This is a genomic window from Alkalicoccus halolimnae (assembly GCF_008014775.2).
Taxonomy (GTDB): domain Bacteria; phylum Bacillota; class Bacilli; order Bacillales; family Salisediminibacteriaceae; genus Alkalicoccus; species Alkalicoccus halolimnae.
Genome location: NZ_CP144914.1, coordinates 832,453 through 856,548, shown reverse-complemented (window position 1 = coordinate 856,548; position 24,096 = coordinate 832,453). Strand labels below are relative to the sequence as shown.

The 24,096-nt window shown below is 45.4% G+C and carries 19 protein-coding genes; 7 read left to right on the top strand and 12 right to left on the bottom strand.

Annotated elements, in window-relative coordinates:
• Positions 1 to 137: 137 nt before the first annotated feature.
• The 3 genes from FTX54_RS03785 to FTX54_RS03775 form a co-directional block, all read right to left on the bottom strand.
• The gene (locus tag FTX54_RS03785; RefSeq protein WP_147804451.1) at positions 138 to 1,196 is read right to left on the bottom strand and encodes an ABC transporter ATP-binding protein; all 1,059 of its coding nucleotides are present in this window, start codon (positions 1,194 to 1,196) and stop codon (positions 138 to 140) included.
• Positions 1,197 to 2,239: 1,043 nt separating this feature from the next.
• Positions 2,240 to 3,142 (bottom strand): arginase, encoded by a 903-nt coding sequence (gene rocF / locus FTX54_RS03780; RefSeq protein ID WP_147804450.1) that lies wholly within the window; start codon positions 3,140 to 3,142, stop codon positions 2,240 to 2,242.
• 18 nt (positions 3,143 to 3,160) lie between these two features.
• The gene (locus tag FTX54_RS03775; RefSeq protein WP_147804449.1) at positions 3,161 to 4,066 is read right to left on the bottom strand and encodes a proline dehydrogenase family protein; all 906 of its coding nucleotides are present in this window, start codon (positions 4,064 to 4,066) and stop codon (positions 3,161 to 3,163) included.
• A 700-nt stretch (positions 4,067 to 4,766) separates the two neighbouring features.
• Between FTX54_RS03775 and FTX54_RS03770 the strand changes: the two genes are divergently transcribed.
• Complete coding sequence (locus tag FTX54_RS03770) at positions 4,767 to 6,143, top strand: sigma-54 interaction domain-containing protein (protein WP_147804448.1); 1,377 nt, start codon at positions 4,767 to 4,769, stop codon at positions 6,141 to 6,143.
• 192 nt (positions 6,144 to 6,335) lie between these two features.
• Here the strand turns inward: FTX54_RS03770 and FTX54_RS03765 are convergent, their stop codons facing one another.
• Both FTX54_RS03765 and sigX read right to left on the bottom strand, forming a co-directional pair.
• The gene (locus FTX54_RS03765) at positions 6,336 to 7,721 is read right to left on the bottom strand and encodes a hypothetical protein (RefSeq protein WP_147804447.1); all 1,386 of its coding nucleotides are present in this window, start codon (positions 7,719 to 7,721) and stop codon (positions 6,336 to 6,338) included.
• On the bottom strand, positions 7,718 to 8,266 hold the full coding sequence (gene sigX, locus FTX54_RS03760; protein ID WP_147804446.1) for an RNA polymerase sigma factor SigX: 549 nt from the start codon (positions 8,264 to 8,266) through the stop codon (positions 7,718 to 7,720). The genes FTX54_RS03765 and sigX overlap by 4 nt, the downstream gene beginning before the upstream one ends.
• A 690-nt stretch (positions 8,267 to 8,956) precedes the next feature.
• Between sigX and FTX54_RS03755 the strand changes: the two genes are divergently transcribed.
• From FTX54_RS03755 to FTX54_RS03745, 3 genes are all read left to right on the top strand, one after another.
• On the top strand, positions 8,957 to 10,153 hold the full coding sequence (locus FTX54_RS03755; RefSeq protein ID WP_246125656.1) for a quaternary amine ABC transporter ATP-binding protein: 1,197 nt from the start codon (positions 8,957 to 8,959) through the stop codon (positions 10,151 to 10,153).
• Complete coding sequence (locus FTX54_RS03750) at positions 10,146 to 11,039, top strand: ABC transporter permease (RefSeq protein WP_281285256.1); 894 nt, start codon at positions 10,146 to 10,148, stop codon at positions 11,037 to 11,039. Before FTX54_RS03755 ends, FTX54_RS03750 begins: the two co-directional genes overlap by 8 nt.
• 67 nt (positions 11,040 to 11,106) lie before the next feature.
• Positions 11,107 to 12,135: a glycine betaine ABC transporter substrate-binding protein gene (locus tag FTX54_RS03745; protein WP_147804444.1), complete on the top strand. Its 1,029-nt coding sequence runs from the start codon at positions 11,107 to 11,109 to the stop codon at positions 12,133 to 12,135.
• A gap of 85 nt (positions 12,136 to 12,220) precedes the next feature.
• Here FTX54_RS03745 and FTX54_RS03740 read toward each other — a convergent pair whose 3' ends face one another.
• On the bottom strand, positions 12,221 to 12,868 hold the full coding sequence (locus tag FTX54_RS03740) for a hypothetical protein (protein ID WP_147804443.1): 648 nt from the start codon (positions 12,866 to 12,868) through the stop codon (positions 12,221 to 12,223).
• A gap of 237 nt (positions 12,869 to 13,105) precedes the next feature.
• Here FTX54_RS03740 and FTX54_RS03735 point away from each other — a divergent pair, with 237 nt between their 5' ends.
• Entirely contained in the window at positions 13,106 to 14,035 is a 930-nt protein-coding gene (locus FTX54_RS03735) for a GerMN domain-containing protein (RefSeq protein ID WP_147804442.1), read from the top strand.
• 1,048 nt (positions 14,036 to 15,083) lie between these two features.
• Positions 15,084 to 15,941, top strand: a complete 858-nt coding sequence (locus FTX54_RS03730; protein WP_187254612.1) for a DUF2628 domain-containing protein — start codon at positions 15,084 to 15,086, stop codon at positions 15,939 to 15,941.
• Positions 15,942 to 16,220: 279 nt separating this feature from the next.
• Here FTX54_RS03730 and csaA read toward each other — a convergent pair whose 3' ends face one another.
• Positions 16,221 to 16,553, bottom strand: a complete 333-nt coding sequence (csaA, locus tag FTX54_RS03725; protein ID WP_147804440.1) for a chaperone CsaA — start codon at positions 16,551 to 16,553, stop codon at positions 16,221 to 16,223.
• 450 nt (positions 16,554 to 17,003) lie between these two features.
• Between csaA and FTX54_RS03720 the strand changes: the two genes are divergently transcribed.
• Entirely contained in the window at positions 17,004 to 18,845 is a 1,842-nt protein-coding gene (locus tag FTX54_RS03720; protein ID WP_147804439.1) for a BCCT family transporter, read from the top strand.
• A 91-nt stretch (positions 18,846 to 18,936) separates the two neighbouring features.
• Here FTX54_RS03720 and FTX54_RS03715 read toward each other — a convergent pair whose 3' ends face one another.
• The 5 genes from FTX54_RS03715 to FTX54_RS03695 all read right to left on the bottom strand — a co-directional run bounded on the left by FTX54_RS03715 (position 18,937) and on the right by FTX54_RS03695 (position 24,049).
• Entirely contained in the window at positions 18,937 to 19,131 is a 195-nt protein-coding gene (locus tag FTX54_RS03715) for a hypothetical protein (protein ID WP_187254611.1), read from the bottom strand.
• A 188-nt stretch (positions 19,132 to 19,319) separates the two neighbouring features.
• A complete protein-coding gene (locus tag FTX54_RS03710; protein WP_147804508.1) occupies positions 19,320 to 19,505 on the bottom strand; it encodes a hypothetical protein in 186 nt (61 codons plus the stop codon).
• 48 nt (positions 19,506 to 19,553) lie between these two features.
• Positions 19,554 to 20,840 (bottom strand): aspartate aminotransferase family protein, encoded by a 1,287-nt coding sequence (locus FTX54_RS03705; RefSeq protein WP_147804437.1) that lies wholly within the window; start codon positions 20,838 to 20,840, stop codon positions 19,554 to 19,556.
• 275 nt (positions 20,841 to 21,115) lie between these two features.
• On the bottom strand, positions 21,116 to 22,507 hold the full coding sequence (locus tag FTX54_RS03700) for a YjiH family protein (protein ID WP_147804436.1): 1,392 nt from the start codon (positions 22,505 to 22,507) through the stop codon (positions 21,116 to 21,118).
• Positions 22,508 to 22,669: 162 nt separating this feature from the next.
• Positions 22,670 to 24,049: a sucrose-specific PTS transporter subunit IIBC gene (locus FTX54_RS03695; RefSeq protein ID WP_147804435.1), complete on the bottom strand. Its 1,380-nt coding sequence runs from the start codon at positions 24,047 to 24,049 to the stop codon at positions 22,670 to 22,672.
• Positions 24,050 to 24,096: the final 47 nt, after the last annotated feature.

Here is a 24,096-nt window from a genome sequence, read left to right as displayed (position 1 = left end):
TCCATTGTCTTTTTTCACGCGGGACATACAGATATTCAGACGCTGTCTGTATTAGGAAAGCTATCGTATCTCTTCATTCAGCATATCCGCAGCAAAAAAAAAACGATCCCCGACAAGGGATCGTTTTCAACCTCTTATTACTCTACCATAGCTACAAGTTCGGGCTTAATATCGAAAGAAACTATCGCACCTATTTCTACGTCCTGTTCTACCGGCGCGTAAATAATCATTGGAGCCTTCGATAATTCCGGTTCATTATGAAGCCGTACGTGCAGCTCCTGATACTCCCCGCCGTAAGTTACTCTTTCCACAACGCCGCAGAAAGCTCCCTGTTCTGAAAGCATACACCCTTCCGGCCGGATAGAAAGCGTCACGCTTTCGAGGCGTTCCTTCGACTCCTCCGGAAGTGCCACTTTCCCTATATGAGTATGAATGTTACGAAGATCATGATCCATTTTCCCGGTCAGGAGATTTGTCTTGCCGACAAACTGGGCGACGAAACAGTTCTTCGGACAGCGGTACATTTCTTTAGGTGCTGCAATTTGCTGAATAACGCCTTCATTCATGACGACAACCCGGTCGGAAACAGCAAAAGCATCTTTCTGATCATGTGTGACGATAATTGCAGTCGTGTTGGCGCGGCGGAGAATGTTCGTCACATCAAAGCGCATTTTTTCGCGCAGTCCCGCATCGAGATTACTGAACGGTTCATCCATCAGTACGACGTGGGGCTTCGGAGCGAGCGCTCTTGCAAGAGCTACCCGCTGCTGCTGACCGCCTGAAAGCTGCGTTGGAAACCTATCAGCATATTCTTCCAGCCCGACCAGCTCCAGCACTTCCTGTGCCCTCGCTTTTTTATCTCGGCTTTTCCATTTATTAAGTCCGAACATAACATTTTTAGCGATCGTCATGTGCGGAAATAAAGCATAGTCCTGGAACACCATTCCAATGCCGCGTTTCTCCGGTGGAAGAGCTCTTGCTTCGTTAACGATTGCTGCTCCATCGATGCTTATTCTGCCGTTTGAAGGGTTTTCGAAACCGGCAATCATCCGGAGAGTGGTCGTTTTGCCGCAGCCACTCGGTCCAAGGAGAGAAACAATTTCACCCTGGTTTATTTTCAGGCTAAGTTTATCAACGGCGGGCCGGCCCTTATCTGAAAATGCTTTCGTAATATTATCAAGTTGAATAAAGCTCATACCATTTCCCCCTGTACTTCCTGCAATCCGATTTATAAAACACGACAGGCCTTCATAGAGAAACCCGCTTTCTATGTACGAAGCGGATAAAAAAGCTTATTTAGAATCGTTAAAATGTAGTTGAGAATGATTTTCATTTCTATTGAAGTATAGCACATACTTTTTAAAAAGGTCAATGACGTACGCTTCCATTTCATATAAACGTCACAAGCAGGTCCATTTGAAATAAAGGGCCGCTTCCTAACTTATATTATTTATTTCATAGACTGCCTTGAAAATAAAGCATTTAAGCGATGAGCCTCCGCCTTCGCTGCCATAGGGACGCTTTCCGGGCGGGCCGGCTTCAGCTAATTTCTTCCGCCCTTCAGTTTGGAAGAAATGGATCTTCAGCCCGGCCTTGACCGCCCCGGAGTCGTCCCATGTCCACTCCAGCTTACGGTAAAAAGACCGGGCAGCATCTGCCTTCTCCTAAAAAACCCCCTTCTTGAACATCACTGATTCTGCCTGTACAGAGGGAAATGCCATTTTCATGCCTCATGGTGCAAAGATGTTGCATGAATGTCTCTGTTAAAGCTCCGGGCTCTTACGCGAAAAAGGAGGAGTTGGCTTTCCGGCTTACGATGACAGAAGATACCTTTATTTAAAAAACTGGGGGCCAGGCTTAAACGAAAGAAGTTTTAAGAATTAAATTAGCTGTTTTGTCAATATAGTTTATTTTCCCTAAAAGTGCTAAAGAACCAAGCTGCGGCTTATTTTTGGCGTGCCTGCGGCTCCTCCGACTGCCGCGGAGAAAGCCTGAGGAAGATGGAAATTTCCTCCACGTCAAGCCTGCCGGGTTGCAGCGGAGTTTTCTGTATTTATCAACAACAGACTTGACAAAGCCATTTTATAAGGCACTGTTTTACGTTCATTTTTAAACAGGGTGAATGAATCCGCCAACATGTTGTACTGCAGTATTAGAAAGCCCCGATGAAGGTTCTCATCAGGGCTTTCGGTGTATGAATAAAGTTTGCAGCTCTGCTGGCCTCTGCTTTTATTGCTTTTTATAGAAGTTTCTCTCCAAAAAGGGATCCGATAAGAGCCACGGCAGCTTCTGCTGTCTGGTTTTTCACATCGAGAATTGGATTTACCTCTACAAATTCGGCGGAGGTAATGATGTTTTTCTCAGCAAGTATTTCCATCGCAAGATGCGTTTCCCGATACGTCGGGCCGCCCATTACCGGAGTACCGACTCCAGGAGCATCATGAGGATCAAGGGCATCCAGGTCGAGGCTTAAGTGCACTCCGTCTGTCCCGTTTGTAACATGAGCTGCTGCTTCTTCCATTACTTTCGACATGCCGAGGCGGTCGATTTCATGCATCGTGTAGACCCGGATACCTTTATCTTTTATCAGCTTCCTCTCCCCTTCATCAAGGGAACGCGCGCCGATGATTACGACATTTTCCGGCTTTACTTTCGGACTGAACCCGCCGATGCCTGTAAGTTGATCGTGGCCGAGACCGATTGATGCTGAGAGCGGCATCCCGTGAATGTTTCCTGAAGGCGAAGTTTCTCCCGTATTTAAATCTCCGTGGGCATCGTACCAGATCACACCCAGATTTTTGCGGTCTTTTGCGACGCCGGCCAGAGAACCGATCGCAATGCTGTGATCTCCACCGAGAATAAGCGGGAAAGCTCCTCCGGATACCGCATCCACTACTTCGTCAGCAAGTTTTTGATTCGCTTCTACCACGACATCAAGATCCTTCAGGTTATCTTTATCTTTTACATCATAGCGCTGCGGACGTCCGATACGGAGATCGCCGCGGTCCTCCACTTCGTAACCGAGGTTTTCCAGTCTTTCCACGACGCCGGCGTAACGGATCACACTCGGTCCCATGTCTACCCCACGCCGCATCTGACCTAAGTCCATCGGCACTCCTATCAATGATATCTTTTTGTTCATCCTGACACATCCCATCTGTTATTTTGACAACAATCCTCTTACTGCAAACGTAATGTTCTGCGGACGCTCTGCGAGACGGCGCATGAAGTAGCCGTACCAGTCTTCCCCAAACGGAATATACACGCGCATTTTGTAGCCTTCTTTCGCGATCTCTTCCTGAAGCTCGGAACGGAAGCCGTAAAGCATCTGGAATTCGAACTGGTCTTTGGCAATTCCGTGCTTTTCCGCAAAAGCTTTAACTTCGGCGATAATATTGTGATCGTGCGTTGCCACGGCAGCGTAGCTCCCGTTCAGCATATGTCTTTTAATAATATTAAGATAATTATTATATACTTCTTTCGCATCCTGGTAGGCAACTTCCGGAGGTTCATTATAGGCACCTTTAATTAAACGGATGTTTGTCCCTTTCAGTTTGTCAACATCCTGCTCGGCGCGGAACAAATACCCCTGGATCGCTGTCCCAACGTTATCGTAATCTTTACGCAGTTCCTGAAGCACTTCCAGCGTCGGATCAAGGTGGGAATAATCCTCCATGTCGATACGGACGAAGTTATTGTATTTTTTAGCCGTGTCGAGGATCGTCCGCATATTGGAGAGACAAAGTTCCTTATCAATGTCCAGGCCGAGCTGCGTCAGTTTTAACGACAGGTTGCAGTCCACTCCGCTCGCTTCCATAGCAGTAAGTGTACGAACACAGTAATGCGTCGCCTCAAGAGCTTCTGCTTTATTATAAACGAATTCCCCTAAGTGGTCGACAGTCGCACTGAGGCCTTTTTCATTTAATTGACGCGCAGTCTCCATCGCTTCTTCAATAGTTTCTCCGGCAATGACAGATTTCGCCCCCAGTTTCGGGCCCCATTTCGACGCTCTATTTTTCACAAAATCATTACGGGCTAAGAACAGGAAGAAATTTCTTGTAATCATACACTTTCCATCCCCTTTCACATTATGTGTTCTCTATTTTCCTATCTGAAAAGAGCCACTGCACTGCTGATATCTGATTTGGCCTCTACTTATGCCATTCCCGGATTGAGTCTGTTTCAATCGGCCTTACTTTGTCGTACCATCTATATACAGGGTCCCATTTCTAACTGTTGCAAAATCGATGCCAACTCGAATTATGTACATGAAAGGGTTTACAAAAGCAAATGTTGGTTGAAAATTTGGCTGTGTCTGATTTTTTTGCACTTAATAGAAAAAAATTTTTGCATTATCTTTTTATTCTTTCTACTATCTTTATATACCGTAAGCTGGAGTGGTTATGGGGCGACTCCAGGGCTGTAAAGGACGAGCCCCCATGGAAACGTAAGCGCCCGTTCATCGTTTATCTACTTTATTTTCAAGGCAGCTATTATAAAAGAAGATCACTGTCTTCTATGCGTATTAACCACAGACTTTACTCAGCTTTCCTGAAAGATGTAATTACGATTTTCCAGTTCCTTTGTTCAACATATATAATAGAATGAAGCGTATTCAATTTGAAGTCTTTCAGCTTTTGTTTGTGACGGCAGACTATGCTTCCGCATAAGAGCGGCAGGTACTCTTTAATAATGATACTAAGCACTAACAGAGCTGAATTTATAGAAACAGGTAATACACAAGAAAAGCTAATGGGGGTTATTAGATGTCTTTACCAGATATGCCTCACGTTTACCGGCAGCTGCTTGATGCTGTTGATGTCGGCATTCATATTATCGATATGGAAGGACGCTCGGTTATCTATAATCGGAAAATGTCTGAAATTGAGGATATGGACAAAGCAGAAGTACTGAAGAAAAATGTAATGGAGATTTTTATGTTCCAATCCGAAGAAGAAAGCCGGCTGCTTCAGGCGTTAAGACGGGGAGCTGCTCATAAAAATGAAAAACAGACGTACTTCAATTTTAAGGGACAGGAGATAACGACAATTAATGATACGTTCCCTCTCGTTTCTGAAGGAAAACGGATCGGGGCTGTGGAAATAGCCAAGGATATTACGAAACTGGAACGCATTTCCCGTGAAAATGCCCGCGAAAAAAGAGAAGCAGGATTTACGTTTGATCAGATCATCGGACAAAGCCCTGTCCTTCGTGAAGTCGTTCATCATGCAGAAAGAGCGGCCCGCACTTCCTCTTCTGTCCTTATTTATGGAGAAACAGGCACAGGCAAGGAGCTTTTCGCTCAAAGCATTCATAATGCCGGCACGAGAGCTCCGAATCCTTTTGTAAGTCAAAATTGTGCAGCACTCCCTGACTCCCTGATTGAAGGCATGCTTTTCGGATCCGTTAAAGGAGCGTTTACCGGATCCTCCAACCATCCCGGTCTGTTTGAACAGGCAGAAGGCGGCACGCTGCTTCTCGACGAAATCAATTCACTGAGCGCTCCGCTGCAGGCAAAGCTTCTCCGGGCCATACAGGAAAAATCCATCCGCCGCATCGGGGATGTAAAAGACCGTCCGGTTGATGTAAGACTTATCGCTACGATGAATGAAGACCCTGCCGCTGCCATGCGGGAAAACCGCCTTAGAGAAGACCTCTATTACCGGCTGAGCGTTGTCTCGATTATCGTTCCTCCGCTGCGTCAGCGAAGACAGGACATCCCTGTTCTTACGGAGCATTTCATTGAAAAATACAACGCCCGCTTTCAGCTCCAGGTGCCTTCTGTTACCGAAGACGTAGCAGAAATTTTTTCTGCTTATGACTGGCCGGGAAACGTCCGGGAACTGGAGCATCTGATTGAAGGCGCAATGAATTTAATTTATAGGGAAGAGCCGATAGATTACACCCACCTGCCGCTTCATATCAGGACGAAGTTTTCGGAGGAGCGTCCAATTCTCACCGCTCCGGAAGTCTCAATCTCCACCGTTACGGCAAAGCCATTGAAAACCTATTTGGAAGAGGCAGAACGAAATTACATTCACGCCATGCTCGAAAAAAACAACCAGCACGTCACTAAAACAGCTGCTGAACTGGGCGTCAGCCGCCAGAGTCTCCAGTACCGTATTAAACGACTTCGTTTTTAGGGATCCTGCCCGGAAAGCGTCCCCCTGAAAACGAAAGCTCACGTACGTTCAGTGCTTACCTGCTTTATTTTCAAAACAGCCAAAAAAAGAGCCGGCGCGGTCTTCGTGGGATCCGCGCCGGCTTAATAGTTTCTTATGAGCGTTGTTAACATCTGCGCTTTTTCGGCAGCGTTCTGTTAAAGTCAGACGTTTCTAAGGACGCACAGGGAGTATGGTCACTTCATCCTGCTCTTCATTTACGAGCTGCACTGTATCAAGTGTGAAATATTTCGCGGTCAGCTGCACAGCTTTTTTAAACTGATCCATCTCTGCTTCTTCCACTTCTTCATAATCGTAGTAAACATATGCAGTTTCCTCTTCGTAGCGGACATCCGTTATTGAAAGCTCTTCCGGAATCGCCGATTCGTACCAGCTGTCTTCCTCCACCTCAGCCATTGCTTCCAGCGTTTCTCCAAAGCTGAGCGGATCTCCCGCTCCGTTTGTCATTGGTTCCTCGACGGCTCTGGCACTGACGAGGTTTTCCCCCGCTGCATAATAGCCCCGGTTTAATGAAGAGATCGGAAAGGAAGATTCCCCCTGACCAAACCCTATTTCTTCGTCATTTTCGGTAAAATAAACCTCGGAAGCCTGATAAATCGCAAGTATTTCCTGCAGTACTTCTTCTGCAGCCATGTTTTCGTAGCTGCTTAAAGAAGCAAGCTGCTGGTTATCGGAAAATTCAAGCGTGACATCCCCTTCTCCGGGACTATTTAAAATCACGTCTTCAAGCTCCTGGAAGTAACCGCCTGAAGTAGGGTCACTTTCTTTAATAGCTGAAATGATGAGATCTTTATTAGTAATACCATCTGTTTCTACTGGATTGACGATAATCCGCTGGCCGGACTCTTCTTCGCTTACGACAGCCGTCACAAAGACAGAACTTTCTTCTTCATACGCATAGTCCGGCTGCTCCGGCTCTTCCTCTTGGCTATCATTTTCGTCCGTCTCATTCTCTTCTGCTTCCCGGACATTTACATCCGCCTCGTTTTCATTTTCCGAATTGCTGCTGTTGCTGCCGGAATTTTCCGCCGTATTGTTTTCCGGTTGATTAAGGTTATCCTCGTCGTTTTCTTCCCGGTTCATATTTTCATTATTATCATCGGCAACTTCTGCATCCGCATCCGCATTGTTCTCCTGCGGACCATTATTTTCGGTATCCGCTTCACTGTCCCCCTCATTATCCGGCTGATCGGGTGCCGCTTCTTCGGATTCATTCTGCTGTGGCTCTCCATTTTCCTCAACAGCCGCCTCATTGTTATTTAGAGCAGTCGAACCAAAGTTATTCTGCGGCGCCTGATTATCACTGCTCATAAAAAGGCCGCTGTTCATAAAGGAAGGAAGCATCAGAACGATGAGCAGCACAGCTGCCGCAGATGCCATTGCCGGAAAAAACCACTGTTTTTTCCGGGGGCCGGGACCTTTCGCCCTTCTCCGCTCCACTGCCTGAAAAAGTTCATCCTTCGTCTGCCTGTCTTCGACTTTGGGCATCCTTGTTAACGTTTTTTCAATTTCTTTTTCTGTCCATTTGTTTTTGCTCACGGGGAATCCTCCTTTCCACTGAAAGTTTCTTCGTGTTTCTGTAAATGTTTTTGGAGCGCTTTAAGTGCGCGGTGCTGGGTAGTCTTTACTTTACTTTCCGTCCATCCGAGAATATCGGCGCTCTCGGCAATCGATAAGGACTGGACATATCGAAGCAGCAGCACCTGCTTTTGATCCGGGGTGCATTTATCCATCATCTTGTACACGTGCTGAATTTCTTCCTGCTGGGTAATGATATCTTCGGGGAGAGGCTGCTTATCCTCTATTTCGAATTCGCGCTCACTCCACTCATATTCCTTTCCTTCAAATTTCCGCTTCTTTCGCGACTGTCGGCGGATCCAGTCAATTGCGACGTGTTTTGCAATGGAATAAAGCCAGGTTTTTTCACTGCTCTTCCCTTCGAAGGTTTCATAAGAGTGAAGAACTTTTATATATACTTCCTGAACCAGTTCCTCCGCTGTTTCACGGCTGCGAACGAGATAAAATAAGTATTGGAACAACTGCTGATGGTAGGCAGAGTACAGACGTTCGAACTCTTCTCGCACATCATTACCTCCCTGCTTAATATATTTGTCGCTGTAAGGCCGAAATATGTTACACCAATTTGTGTAAATATGTATGAGTCTCAAACAAGCTTTCTTTATTGTACCAGAAATCTTTTCGCATCCGTTCTTCCTCTCATTTATCCTTTGAAATAATTCCCTCTTCCTCCCTCTGTAAGGCTCAATTCCGGGCTTCTGCCTTTCTCACTCGTTTTTCACCAGATTACTGAAGGATAAAACGAAGAAAAAATGCTTTATTTGTGCAGCATGACAAAAACTTTTTAAATTTCTTTTTTCCTATGCCTTTTTCAGCATACATATAATGGGATTTTAATAGATTCTCCTTTTCCTGCAACGTTTTTTAAAGAGGAAAGTTTTTATTTTCTCCGTAATATTTCTAATATATACGTACTGAATAAGTCCTTTGTAAACGCTTTAAAAACAGATGAAGGTGCTATTAAGAGCTAAATATAGTATTATAAAGATATTCTTCTTTCAGTTTTATACAGGTATTTGTGTGGAGGCGCATCCGTCAAAAAAGCTTCAATCATCAATTTGAAAAATTCTATTAAACAGCGTATAGTATGAAAGGTTGATTTCTTTATTGGCTAAACGATATTATTCGTTTTCCATCAGGCATTCGATCTATTTTTTATGTGAAATAATAAAAAAACAGAAATTGGGGTGGTAATCTTGGCGAAGATTGAGGTTCGTAATTTAACAAAAGTCTTTGGGAAGCGTCCAAAGCCGGCGCTCGATATGCTGAAAGAACAAAAGTCCAAAGACGAAATTTTGTCGAAAACGGGGCTGACGGTCGGGGTCAACCGCGCCACGTTTGACGTACATGACGGCGAAGTCTTTGTAATTATGGGGCTTTCCGGGAGTGGTAAGTCGACACTCGTAAGGCTGCTTAACCGGCTGATAGATCCATCGGACGGACAGATTCAAATTGACGGGGACGACCTGGCAAAGATGAATGACACTGATCTCCGGGAAGTACGCCGTAAAAAAATGAGCATGGTTTTCCAGCAGTTCGGTCTTTTTCCATTCCGCACTATACTGCAGAATGTGGAATACGGACTGGAAGTACAAAACATAGACAAAAGTGACAGACGTGAAAAAGCGATGAAGGCTCTTTCCCTTGTCGGCCTGGACGGATATGAAGAACAGTATCCGGATCAGCTTTCCGGAGGGATGCAGCAGCGGGTCGGTCTGGCCCGGGCACTTGCTAATGACCCTACCATTCTGCTTATGGATGAAGCCTTTTCCGCTCTGGATCCGCTTATTCGTAAAGATATGCAGGATGAACTGCTTGATCTGCAGGCGTCTATGAAGAAAACAATCGTATTCATCACCCACGACCTGGACGAAGCGCTCCGCATTGGAGACCGTATTATGATAATGAAAGACGGAGGGGTAGTTCAAATCGGAACCCCGGAAGAAATTCTTATTAATCCGGCTGACGATTATGTGCGTCGTTTCGTAGAAGACGTGGACCGTTCCAAAGTATATACCGCCGAAAACATCATGACACGGCCGGAAACTGTCAACGTCGAAAAAGACGGTGCCCGAGTGGCACTTCAACGGATGAGAGATGCAGGTATTTCCAGCATCTACGTTGTGGACCGTTCCCGAAAGCTGCTTGGTATCCTTCACGCAGCGGATATTGCCGCAGCTGTTAAAAATGAAGAAAGGGAATTTTCTCCCTATATTCAGCGCGATGTGCCAACTTGTAAACTTGATACACCGATGCAGGACCTTTTTGATCTCTCTTCTACGTCCAATGTACCGATCGCGGTGCTCGGAGAGAACGACAAGCTGGCCGGTATCGTGATCCGCAGTAAAATTCTGTCTGCGCTGTCAGGAAAAGAGGTGAATGTCGTTGAGTGAAACATGGGAAGCAATTTACGCATGGTTTGAAGCCATTCTTGATTTCATACCGGAAATTCCGGTCGGAACATGGATAGAAGACTTTGTTGAATGGCTGCAGAACGCGCAGTTCATTTTCGATGGAATTCGCTCCGGAGTAGCCTGGGTAACCAACTTATTTAACGGGTTCTTCAGTTTGATTCCACCTATTTTGTTCATACTCATTTTAACTGTTATCGGATATTTACTCATCCGAAAAACGGAAAGATACGGACTTCCTATTCTAATCTTTTTAGGACTTCTCTTCATCGAAAGTATCGGGTACTGGGATCAGCTGATGCTGACTCTCGCACTGGTCCTTACTGCAACACTCATTTCCGTTATCATCGGTGTGCCCTTCGGTATCTGGATGGGCAGAAGTGATTTAATGAAAGATCTTGTAACTCCCGTGCTTGACTTTATGCAGACGATGCCCGCATTTGTCTATCTAATACCTGCCGTCGCCTTCTTTAGTATCGGTATTGTGCCTGGTGTCATTGCTTCTGTTATTTTCGCAATGCCGCCGACCGTACGACTGACTAATCTCGGTATCCGACAGGTGCCAAAAGAAATGATTGAAGCATCGGACGCATTCGGTTCCACACCGGGACAAAAACTAATGAAAGTTCAGCTGCCAATGGCCAAAGTGACGATCATGGCCGGTATTAACCAGACAATTATGCTTGCCCTGTCTATGGTTGTTATTGCCGCAATGATCGGTACCGATGGACTCGGCCGTGAAGTTTACTATGCGGTCGGCCGTAATGACATGGCTATGGGCTTTGAAGCTGGTATCAGCCTTGTTATCCTGGCTATTATCCTGGACCGCCTGACTCAGGCGCTTAATCCGGCTAACCGGAAAGCATAACCTACAGTTTTCCCCTTTTAAATAAGGTGAAAATAGATACAAAAATATTAAAGGAGTGGTTGGAATAATGAAAAGAAAACACACATTTGGTTTAGCAGCTGGTTTATCACTAGGTCTACTCGTGACAGCATGCGGAGCGGACGAAGGCAATAATACAGAAAATGATCCGGCCGCAAACAACACAGAAAATACGGAAGAAAACAACACAGAAGCAGATACAGAAGAGAATACGGGCAACAACACTGCAGAGGAGAACAATGCTGCAGAAGAAAACACAGAAGACGATGCAGGCGGCGAAGCCGGCGGTAATATCGGTGAAGAAATCGAATACACAATTACTGGTATCGATGCCGGTGCTGGTATTATGTCAGCATCCGACGAAGCGCTTGAAGTTTATGGACTTGATGACTGGAGCATCACGGCGAGTTCCGACTCTGCCATGACACAGGAGCTTGCTACTGCTATTGAAAATGAAGAGCCAATTGTCGTAACCGGCTGGACTCCTCACTGGAAGTTTTCCGAATATGACCTGAAATTCCTCGACGATCCGGAAACGGTTTATGGTGAAGCGGAAGACATTCACACATTTGTCCGTGACGGACTGAGTGATGAAATGCCAGAGGCTTATGAAGTTCTCGATAACTTTGAGTGGTCTGAAGAAGATATGGGAGAAATCATGAGCAGCATCCAGGAAGGAACAGATGAATCAGAAGCTGCCCGCACATGGGTTGATGAAAACGAAGATCTTGTTTCTGAATGGACAGACGGTGTCGAGGAAGTTGACGGCGAAGAAATTTCTCTTGTTTTCGTAGCATGGGATTCTGAAATTGCTTCTACGAACATGATTGCACACGTTCTTGAAGACATCGGTTATGAAGTAACGATGGATCCACTGGAAGCGAACTTCATGTTCCAGGCAGTTGCTACAGGTGAAGCGGACGCAATGGTAGCTGCATGGCTTCCACTGACGCACGAACATCTTGTTGAAGATTACGGCGACGATATGGAAGACCTTGGAGCTAACCTGGAAGGTGCCCGCACCGGCCTTGTTGTTCCTGAATATGTAGACATTGACTCTATCGAAGATCTTCAATAAATGACATGAAAAGACCGGATGCCTGTTCAGGCATCCGGCTTTTTTTATGGTCTGTGCTTCTTTATCAGCGGAATGGAATTTAACTTCAGTTCTTAAAATCATTTAGTTTTTTCTCTGCTTTTCTCCCTATATAAGTATCCCGGATCCAGTATAGAATAAAGCGGATCGCTACTGTATGAAGAACAACTCCACACACACTCAAAAGCGTGATAATAATCGTCCCGATGGTAGTTTCAGGATCTACATAAGCGTATCCAAAGAAAATAATCGAAGCTATGCTCCCTACCCATGCCTCGGCATAATGATTGAGCTTCTCCCCTTCTGCCATATAGAGTGGAATCGTACTGATAAAAACGATCAGAAATATTGCAGGTATGATATGTGTTAACTTTTGTTTTTCAATCAGCTTAATAGCTGGTTTTGTATAATATTTTGTCATAGCCTTCAGCCGGAGAAAGTGGAGCACCCTGGCGATTCGTGCCATTTGAAAAATAGCGTCCAGGGGGATAACTGCTATAACCATAAAAGGATGCGCTTTAATAAACTGCCACTTTTTTTGAGCTTTATAAAAACGAATACAGAAATCGCCAAAAAAGATCCCCCATGTACCCCAGACAATGGCATCTTCATACCGGGTTTCGTACCAGATCGTTGCCACTGCTGCAAAAGCGAGAATAACCATAAATCCTTCGTAAATAAACTCAATTGGGCCTCTGCTGCGTGCCGATGCCATCACCGCCTTCCTGACTAGTATTATAGCGGAAATCACCTCTGTCCGGCTATCTTTTCCGAACCTTCTGCTTCATATGTTCTAAATAATCAATTTAAAACCCTGAAACTTGTAACATCTTTTATGATTAAGCGACTATAATAGCAGATTACATAAATTTTGGCTTTGTTTTACGATTGGGTGCATACAGCCCAGTCAGCAAAGTACGGAATTTCATTACAAGAAGGGAAGGTAATAATTATGAAGCGGATGTCTTTTATTCTATTTAGTACATTAACTATCGGAGCCCTCACTGCATGCGGACAGGGCGAAGACCCGAACACGGGGAACGATAATGCAGGCTCAAATGAGGTTAATGAAAGCACAGAGAACAGCGAAGAAGCGGAGAGCGGAAACATGGCCGAAGCGAGCAACAGCGCGGAGGAAAATTCCAATACAGAGAACAATTCCAACGCACAGAATAACGAATCGGAACAAGATAACGCAGAAAATAATGAGTCTGAGAATGCTTCTAATAACAACGGTGCTGAAAATGAGCCTCAAAACAATGATTCTTCTTCTGAGGAATCCGCGGAAGAAAATGACTCCAACAATACAAACAGCGATTCCGATGCTGAGGAAGCTTCTGAAGAAGAGTCTAATTCAGAGGAAAACAATGCATCAGATAATTCTTCCAATAACAGCAGTAATCATGATAATGAAACGGAAGAAAATGCAGGTAATAATGCAGAAGCAGATGAAGAAGCTGCGCTTGTCAGCCCGCTTTACCTCTATTTCTCCGATGATCAGCTGTTAACGACCTACAAAGTTGAAGCAGATCACAGTGTTTCTAAAGACGAAGCCGGCGCGATGGAAGCGATGGAACTCTGGGCAGCCGGTCCTTCCGAAGAGACACTTTACGGTCTTCTTCCCGAAGGAGCTTCTGTCCAGTCCGTGGAATTAGAAGACGAAATGGCATATGTTTCTCTTTCTCCTGATGTTAAAGATGCTAACCTGGGATCTACTGGAGAAGGAATGCTTACTGACCATATCGCTATGATGATGGAACAATTCGGAGCTTCTCAAACGATGATTTTAATCGACGGGGAAGAAACAAGTGATTTTCTCGGCCACCTTGATTTAAGCCGGCCGATTGAAGCAGACAGCCCGGATAACTACGAAGAATATTAAAAAAGCTGGTGCGGTTCTCCTCTTTCTTAACGGAAGAAGAGAGCTCCTCCACGGCAGACTTCCGCCGGTAAGCGAAGGGAAAAAATACAAGGAATAGAATGAATGTACTTCTTTCTTTATTGAATCAATACTCTGAAGCCTCCATGACAAGCGTTTTCATGGAGGCTTCAGTCTATTTATAAAGTGGTTTTTATGTATAAGCAGACGGTTCGCTGCTTTCTACTGCCGAGTTGAATCGGAGTTTTCTACATGTATACAGCTTATTTTAAGGCTGTCTTTAAAATAGGCTACCTTGAAAATAAAGTATAGAAGCGGTGAACGTGCGCTTTCGTTTCCATGGGGACGCTTTCCAGGCGGGCCGGCCTCAGCTAATCCCGTCCTCCCTGTGGTCGGACGGGATGGATCTTCGACTCGTCCTTGATCGCCCTGGAGTCACCCCATGGCCACTCCAGCGGCCAGTAAAATATGGACCAGGATCTGCCTTCTAATAAAGAAGCCCCTTCTGACCATCCTTCATTCGACCTGGATAGAGGGCATTCCATTCCTATAGAAGGTCATTTTCATTCCTCATAGTGCAAGGATTTTGCATGAGTGTCTTTGTTAAAGCTTCAGGTTCTTACGCACATTTGGGGAAAATAAACTACATCTGACAAAAAAGCTAATTTAACCCTTAAAACTTCTTTCGTTTAAGCCTGGCCCACCAACTTTTAAAGTAAAGTTACCTTCTGTAATCGTAAGTTGGAAAGCTCCTACACGGCAGGTCAGTTGAAGCAAAGTTTTCTTACATATATCAACAACAGAATGCTTTAACAGAGCTTTAAAATAAAGTAGATAAGCAATAAACGTGCGCTTTCGTTTCCATGGGGACGCTTTCCGGGCAGGCCCGGCCTCAGCTAACCCCGCTCTCCCTCCATTTTAGAGAGAAGAGGAGAGCTTTTCTGTTCACAGAACCCTTGAAAATGAAAAGTCTATTCCCTTATGATGACTGATTTTTTCTGCTACACTAAATGATGATTATGCATTTATGAAAGTTAAAGGGAGTTATAACATGGAATCTATACTTACTGCAAAGGCAGCATCATACATTGGGAGAAATGCAGACTACTATCAGAAAAAGTGGAAGAAGTGGAAAAAACCCGCTGCTTTTTCCGGATGGAACGGAGCCGCTTTTTTGCTCGCCCCTTTCTGGGCTTCCTCCCGCCACATGTACGGGTGGAGCTTTATCTACTTTCTATTCTTCGTCGCCGTTTTAACGGCAGAGTCTTTTTTTCCAGCTCTGCTCGGTCTCGGAGCAGACGCTTCCCCCACCCTGCTGCTTCAGCTTATGCCCTTCTTGATCATTCACACGATTTTTGGGCTGCTGGGCAACGCATGGTACGCACAGAAAATAAAACGTATTGTGGAGCATCATGAAGGAAAACAAATCCTCCCTCCATTATTTAATAAATCAGGTTTTAATCTCGTCACAGGAGTTCTTGTACCTGTTTTATGCGCTGCTCTTCTCGCATATCCGGGTGCGGCTGCCGAGCAGTGGGTCTACAACCCGCCGCTTGAAAATGGAGTTTATGTTTACAGCGACAATGAGCCTTCTCCCGAGGGAATAGTCGATGTTGCCAACGATCCCGCTTTTGAAAAGTATGAAACTGGAATCAGCATGTTTTACACAGGTGATCTCATAGGCGAGCAGTCCCTGACGTTCGAGCTTTATTATGATTATTCCGGGGAATGGATTTCTGTGAGGGAAGAGACAGTTTCTTTTTTTACGGGAGATAAACTCTCTCTCGAAATTCTTGATGCTGAAGACCCGGCAACGGACACCGGCCGGTATCGGGTCGATGTCTATATAGAAGACACGCTTTTTGATTCTGAGAATTTCACGATAACAGAACCTGATCCGGGCTCATAAATGAGCGGAAAATCGTAAATGAAATCTCAGATAATGGTCTTTAAAGCCGGTCTGGCGAATCACCAGCCTTGGTCTGTCCGGTCATGGACCCATTTTCCACGGCTGGTCTGAACATTAAAAAAAGGCTGTCTCAAAAGGAATATCGAGACAGCCTGGAAAGCACACGCGGAGCCGGACAAGGTGCTGAAAAGCCTGTTAGACGAGTATTTGTCTATCAGGTTTTTTGTCCGTGCGAAGCCGTGCCCCTGTGCTCTGTGCTTATCGGACAGCTCGTTTTCATTACCCTATTTTCGTCCCGTTCGGGAGAGGTTCGTCCGTTTTAAGAAGCACGACATCCCCTTCGCCGGGCATTCCTCCGAGTACCAGCACTTCTGAGGAGAATCCGGCAATTTTTCGCGGCGGAAAATTCACTACTGCCGCGACCTGCTTTCCGATCAGCTGCTTTGCTTCATACCTTTTCGTAATCTGAGCGCTTGACTGCTTGATTCCGATTTCTTCTCCAAAATTAATTTTCAGTTTAAAAGCAGGAACCCGCGCTCCTTCCAGTCTCTCTGCCTCCCGGATCGTTCCAATTCTCATATCTAATTTTAAAAAGTCTTCAAATTCTGCCATCTTCATACTCCTTTTCAATAGTGTCTTTCACTACTTTGTTATCCGGGCAGAAGATTCCTTCTTTTCTTCATTTTTATTTTTAAGATTTTAAAAAATATTATTCTGTAAAAAAGTGTTTCCCCGGTAGACATCAAGGGAATTAAAAAGTAAGATAAGCACTGATTCTTTAATTAGTACAAAGCTTTGTTTCCTGTTGAAATTAAAGAATTTCCCGTCCCCCTCGTGTTTTATCTTCGCCCGCTCTCATGATAACTATCTCTCCGGACCATTTTTGGATGAGTCCTGCTGATTCCATTCAAAGCCGCAGTACCACGATGATCAGTAAAATGATGGGATTATTTTAATTCAGCAATCTTCGTTTACAAAGCCGTATAGGAAGAGTGATAAATTACATAACGAAGGGGGGAAGTGTCCGCATTTCTATAAATATACGCGGATGCAAAAACATTTATGAGCCAGTATGAGTATGAAACAAAAAAACCAAGTATTGTGTTTTTTATTTCAGCACCATTGGTTGCGGCTTTTGTCGTGTGGGGTTTCTTCGGCCCTGACTCGCTGGCAGCCCGTTCAAGTGAGGGGCTTGCCTTCACCCTTAACAATTTCGGTTGGTTTTACATGCTTTCAACAGCTTTCTTTATTGCTTTTATACTCTTTTTGGCTGTAAGTCCATTCGGTAAATTAAAACTTGGTAAGCCGGATGAAAGACCGGAATTCAACTTCTTCCAATGGCTCGGCATGCTGTTCGCTGCCGGAATCGGGGTCGGCTTTGTTTTCTGGGGAGTGGCCGAACCTGTCCTTTATTTCTTTGATCCCCATCCGGATTACGTCGGTACCGGTGAATCCACCCAGGCTTCGGCAGGACTGCGGTACGGCGTGTTTCACTGGGCTCTGCATCCATGGGCGATTTTTTCCCTCGTTGCGCTGACACTCGCTTACGTTCAATTCCGCAAGGATCAGCCTGCTCTGATAAGCTCTGCTTTTCAGCCTATTTTAGGTGACCGTGCCTACGGAGCTTTCGGCAAAGGGATAGATACTCTCGCTGTACTGGCAACTTCCACCGGGGTAGCGACGACGTTTGGTCTTAGTGCACTGCAGATTTCCGGCGGTATGTCCTACTTATTTGACGGAATTCAAAACAACGCCTTTACCCAGATGTCGATCATTTTTATTGTCACTTGTTTATTTATCTTTTCTGCAGCTACCGGTGTTAATAAAGGGATTAAAATTCTCAGTTCCATTAACCTCGTCATTGCCGGTCTGCTTCTCGTATTTGTTATTATCGTCGGGCCAACGCTCTTTATAGCGCAGAGTTTTGTAACGACTATCGGGGGCTATATATCCAACGTGGTGACGATGAGCCTCGACCTTGATCCATTCGGAGACGGAGAATGGCTCGGAAATAACACCATTTTCTTCTGGGCCTGGCACATTTCCTGGGCTCCGTTTATGGGAATTTTCATCGCCCGTATTTCACGTGGACGTTCGATCCGCGAATTCGTCGCCGGCGTATTGATCGTTCCGTCCCTGCTGGCTGCCCTATGGTTTACAGCTTTCGGCGGAACAGCGCTTGATCTGATTATTGGAGGAAACGATGTCATTGGTGATCTCGTTATGGAAGAAGTGGAGCTGGCCCTGTTTGCCACCCTTGGTGAACTCCCGCTGGCTGGCATAACGAGTACACTCGCCGTCTTTCTGATTATTATTTTCTTTATCACTTCTGCCGACTCTGCCTCCTACGTGCTTGGAGCTATGACGAGCAGTGGCAGCCTGAGTCCAAAGCTTTCCATTAAAGTTATCTGGGGCTTTCTCATTGCCGGTACAGCCAGCGTGCTTCTGCTCAGCGGTGGACTGGAGGGCCTTCAGACCGCCTCCATTGTTGCGGCGCTCCCTTTTGCCGTCATTATGATTGTCATGCTGTTTTCCCTGCTGATTATGATGACGAAAGATTTACAGATTGAAAAGCTGAGGGGACGAAAACAGGAACGCCGCCGTGTGAAAGATGAAGTTTACGGCGGTATGAAAGATAACGTCTATGATGATGTCCGTGAAGATGTAAGGGAAGATATAAGAGAAGATATGAAAGAAAACCTCCGGGAAGAATACATCAGCGAAGATGTATATGAGGAGATGAAAGAGGAAGTTTACGAACAGGTGAAAGATGAAGTTTATGACGATATTAAAGAAGAAGTTTACGAAGAGTTTAAGGATAAAATTTACAATGATCTTCGTGACGACCTTGAAGAACAGCTGAAGGACGAAGATAATGAAACTGATAAAAAGAAACGAAAATAAGCATTCCTTTTAAAAAGGCTACCTTGAAAATTAAGTAGATAAACATGCGCTTTCGTTTCCATGGGACGCTTTCCGGGCGGGCCGGCCTCAGCTAATCCCGTCCTCCCTGCGGTCGGACGGAATGGATCTTCGGCTCGTCCTTCATCGCCCCGGAGCCGCCCCATGTCCACTGCAGCTTACGGTAAAAAAGACAGAACAGGAGGTCTATCTTTAATAAAGAAGACCTCTTCTGGATATCATTGATTCCACCTGTATAGATGGGGGATCCATTCCCAAAGAAAGCCATTTTCATGCCTCATGGTGCAAGGCTTCTGCATGAGTGTCTCTGTTAAAGCTCCGTGTTGTTATTGGTGGGCCTGCCGGGTTGGAGCGGAGTTTTCTACATGTATCAACAAACAGACTTTAACACAGCTATAAAAAAAAAGGCTGGCCCATGTCGAACATTATCGACCGGGCCAGCCTTTTTTGCTTATATTACAAGTTTTTGCCTTCCAGCTTGTTTGTTGATGTTTTCAATGTTGGTCCGGACTTATCGAGATACACATCCAGAAACGTACCATCAGTAAATTTAATTACTACGGCATCAGCAGTAATGGCAGCATCTTCCACTGTCCTGCCCTGCAGTTTTTCGGGTGTCACTTTAAAGTTCTCTGCTTCCATGTTAACGAATTCCTTTCCTATAAAATTCATCCTATAACCTAGAAAGTATTATTTCTTTTCGAAAATGGTAAGAGCACGATCCAGTTTTTCCAGACCTTCATCAACCTGCTCCTTCGTAACGATTAATGGCGGAATCATCCGCATGACCTCCGTTTTATTTCCACAGAAATAAAACAGGACACCTTCGGCAAGAGCGAGATCGAGAACTTCCATCAGCCCTCCCCCGTCAGCTTCGCCGGTCTCGGGGTTAATAATTTCAATGCCGATCATCAGTCCCTGCCCGCGGATGGTGCCGAGAGTCGGGTGATTTTGTTTCATTTTTTCAAGCTCTTCTTTTGCATATTTTCCCATCGCTGCCGCATTTTCAGGCAGTTTTTCTTCTTTTAGCACTTCTATCGTAGCCAGTCCTGCTTCGCAGGCAATAGGATTCCCGCCAAACGTTGTAGCATGAGTGCCGAGCGGCCATTTCTGCATCAGTTCCTTGCTGGCAGCAGTCGCTCCAAGCGGCATGCCGGACGCAATCCCTTTCGCAACTGCCATAATATCCGGATTCACTCCGAAGGTCTGCGCAGCAAACCAGTCTCCTGTTCTGCCGAATCCCGTCTGAACTTCATCAAAAATCAGCAGAATACCATGCTGTGTACATACTTCTCTTATTTTTTGAAGCCAGGATGCCGGCGGGACAATGTAGCCCCCTTCTCCAAGAATAGGCTCTACGATCATGCAGGCCACTTCTTCAGGGGTAATTTGATGCTCAAATAAATTCTCGAAATCCTTCTCCAGCTTTGCTTCATTTTCTTCGGAAGACAAAGAAGGATCCGCATAAGGAACAGTATAGGCATTCATCTGCGGCTGCATATGTTTACGGTATTTACTTTTGGAAGTACTTACTCCCATAGCCCCAAACGTTCTTCCATGGAACCCGCCGTTAAACGAGACTACTGCAGTACGTTCGGTGACATACTTCGCCAGCTTCAATGCACCTTCGACCGCTTCTGTACCGCTGTTTCCGAAAAAGAAGCAGTCAATGTCTCCGGGCATGATTTCGGCGAGTTTATCCGCTAAAGAGAGAATGGACTCATACATAATAACCCCGGAAGGTCCGTGTGTGAGGGAATCAGCTCCTCGTTTGATCGCTTCAACGACTTTCGGGTGTCTGTGACCTGTATTGGTGACGGCGATTCCGGAAGAGAAATCCAGATAGGTGCGTCCGTCCGTTCCGTAGTAATAGCATCCTTCTTCTTTTATTACGGGAAGGTTCGGGTGGTCTTTTGCCATACTTGGAGCAAGACGTTCTCCCATTCGTTTCATCAGGGAATCAACATTGGATGTCATGTAGAATACCTCCTTCTATCTATTTATTTCATTACAAACATAAATTAATTTATCAGGTGAATCAATTTCATAAGTCGCTATTAGAAAGGGATTTACGAACATGGTGAATGATTTCCACTTCAGACGGACGCTTTCCGCGGGCTCGTCTTCATCCCGCCGGAGCCGCCGTCTGCCGTTTCAATCATTCGATTTTATATACGAATATTCACATTATAAACTGATAACATGTTCGTTAAAATAACTTGAAAAGTATAGTATGAAATTGATTCAGGTGATTAAAATATTAAATGAGCAACTCCGGCGATGATTGGCAGTGTAATAAGCGTACGCTGGATAAAAATCACGGCAAGCTCCCAGAAGCTAAGTGGAATTTTGGAACGCATTATCAATACACCAATCTCTGACATGTATACAAGCTGCGTAATTGAAACTCCGGCAATAACAAATCGGGTAAGCTCGCTTTCAATACTGCTTCCGATTACTGCCGGAAGGAACATATCCGCAAAGCCTACGATCATCGCCGGGGCTGCCTGGGCTGCTTCCGGAAGCTGGAGCAGCTGAAGAAGAGGCACAATGGGTGCAGAAAGCCAGACAAATACAGGCGTAAATTCAGCCAGTATTAATGCAACAGTTCCGAGTGCCATAACGATTGGAATGAGGCCGAGCCACATATCCATTACATTGGTCAACCCTCTTATCATAACATGTTTCATGCTTTTCACACTGTTCGCTTTTTCAACTGCTTTTCTAATACCAAAAGAAAATGTTGATTCGTTTTCCGGGACCACTTCATCAATTTGTTTTCCGGCAGGACCGTGGTATTCATCTTTTTTCAAAGAAAGCGGCGGTATTCTCGGCATAATAATTGCTGCCACAACAACGGCAAGCGTCACCGTTAAATAAAACGGAACAAAGTAAGCGTCAAGCCCGATAAAACTGATAATGACGAGACTAAATGCAATAGAAGCAATAGAGAAGTTCGTTGCGATAACCGATGCTTCCCTCTTTGTATAATAGCCCTGTTCAAACTGCTGCGTCGTAATCAGCACCCCGACAGGTCCTGCCCCCATCCAGGAAGCTGTCGCATCAATAGCGGATCGGCCGGGCAGTTTAAACACCGGCTGCATAAACTTACGCAGCACTGTCCCGATGAAATCCATCAGGCCAAAAGAAAGAAGCAGCGGCATAAACAGCGCTGCGAATAAGAACCAGGCCATTAATACAGGCACGAGGTCATTAAGGACGGTACCACCAGTGAAATCTGCTGTAATGACTCCCGGACCGAATTGAAATAAGGTCATGACGGCAAAAATTGTACCGATAATTCTTACGATAAGCCAGGCTTTTGAAATGAAGAACAGACTGCTCAGTGCTTCATTACGAAGCACCCAGGCAGGCTGAAATATCGATACGGCCAGAGCTCCTCCCGCAGAAACAGCAATCACGATTGTCATAAATCCCGGGATATATGCTCCAAATGCACTCTGGAGTGATTCTGCAAGTATTCCGACCCCGATCGTAATGCTTCCGTCAAAAGGAACAGGCACAAGAAAAAGGAGAATACCAAGAAGGGAACATGTTAAAAATCTTTTTTTTGAAGGAGGAGTGTCTTTTTCCTCTGTTTCCGTATTCTGCTGGTCTTTTTGCGATTTATCTGCTGACGACATAAAATAACCTCCGTATTTTTAATGAAAACTATTTATAAATATACCAAACTCCATAAAGGTCTTCAACGGGGAATTTATCAGTCGAGGGTGAACGCTAAGCATTCGTGGAAAAATAAAAAAACTCCGGGAGCCGGAAAACATTCCGAAACCCAGAGCTGTACCTTATTTATCAAGCATATCGTCAGAGAAACCGACCGTCCAGGTAAGTGCAAATGCTACGCCTGCTGCAATAATGTTTGTCAGGGCGTAAAGCGCAACGGATAAGAGGCTGTCTACGTACAGAAGCGTTCCGGGAATGACGGTAATCGCCATACCTGTTGCCTGCAGATTAAACAGCGCTGCGAAAAATCCACCTGCTGCACCGCCGATCAGTGCCATTGCAAACGGTTTAATGTACCGGAGGTTAACACCGAAGATAGCCGGTTCGGTAATACCTAAAAAGGCAGATAGAGAAGATGGCAGTGCAAGTGTTTTCAGCTTTTTTGACTTTGTCTTCAGACCAACTGCTAGAGCCGCCCCGCCTTGTGCTGCGATGCCGGCAGTGATAAGCGCGTTGAACGGGTTCAAGCCGTCTTCTGCAAGCAGTTGAATCTCAAAGAGGTTGAATATGTGGTGGACACCGGTAATAACGATAACCTGGTGCAGCCCCCCGATAATTAACCCGCTGAGACCGAATGGCAGTTCAAGTACAAAAGTTGCTCCAACCATTATTCCTGATTCTACGGCAGAGAAAATCGGGCCGAGGAAAAACAGGGCTGCTGTAATCATAATAAGCAGCGTGAGGAATGGAGTTAAAATCAGATCCAGTGCTTCCGGGACTCGCTGGCGGAGCCACTTTTCGAGCTTCGCCCCGAAGTAACCGGCAATGAAAGCCGGCAGAACCGAGCCTTGATAACCAATGACAGGAATAAATCCTAAAAACATAATCGGATCCGCATCTCCGGAACCTACATCATAAGCGTTCGGCAGAGCCGGATTAACGAGCATAAGTCCAAGTACGATACCAATAACCGGGCTTCCTCCGAATACCCGGAAAGCTGACCAGGCGATTAATGCCGGCAGGAAAGCAAAGGCGGTATCAGTTAAAACCTGCGTGTATAATATGAAGTTTTCAGGAAGGGCTCCGGGCATGAGATTAGTTATAAGTCCGCGAAGTCCCATAAAGAGACCAGTAGCAACAAGAACAGGAATAATCGGTACGAAAATATCACCGAAGGTACGCAGCAGTCTCTGAATTGCATTACCCTGGTTTTTTGTTTCTTCTTTTTGTTCGGATTTTGATGATTCCGATACGCCTAATGCAACGACCTGTTCGTGAATGCGGTTTACAGTACCCGTGCCGAAAATAACCTGAAACTGACCGGCATTGTAAAAAGCACCTTTTACTTTGTCGAGTTCCTCCACGCGCGGCTGGTCAATTTTTTCACGGTCTTTAACCATGATCCGAAGCCTCGTGGCGCAGTGGGCTACAGAGGAAATGTTTTCCTGGCCGCCGACAGCTTCGATCAGCTCTTCTGCTATCTGACGATTTTCATCTGCCATAATCATACCCCTTTCTGATTATCAGTCTGTGATGACAAAAACGACGG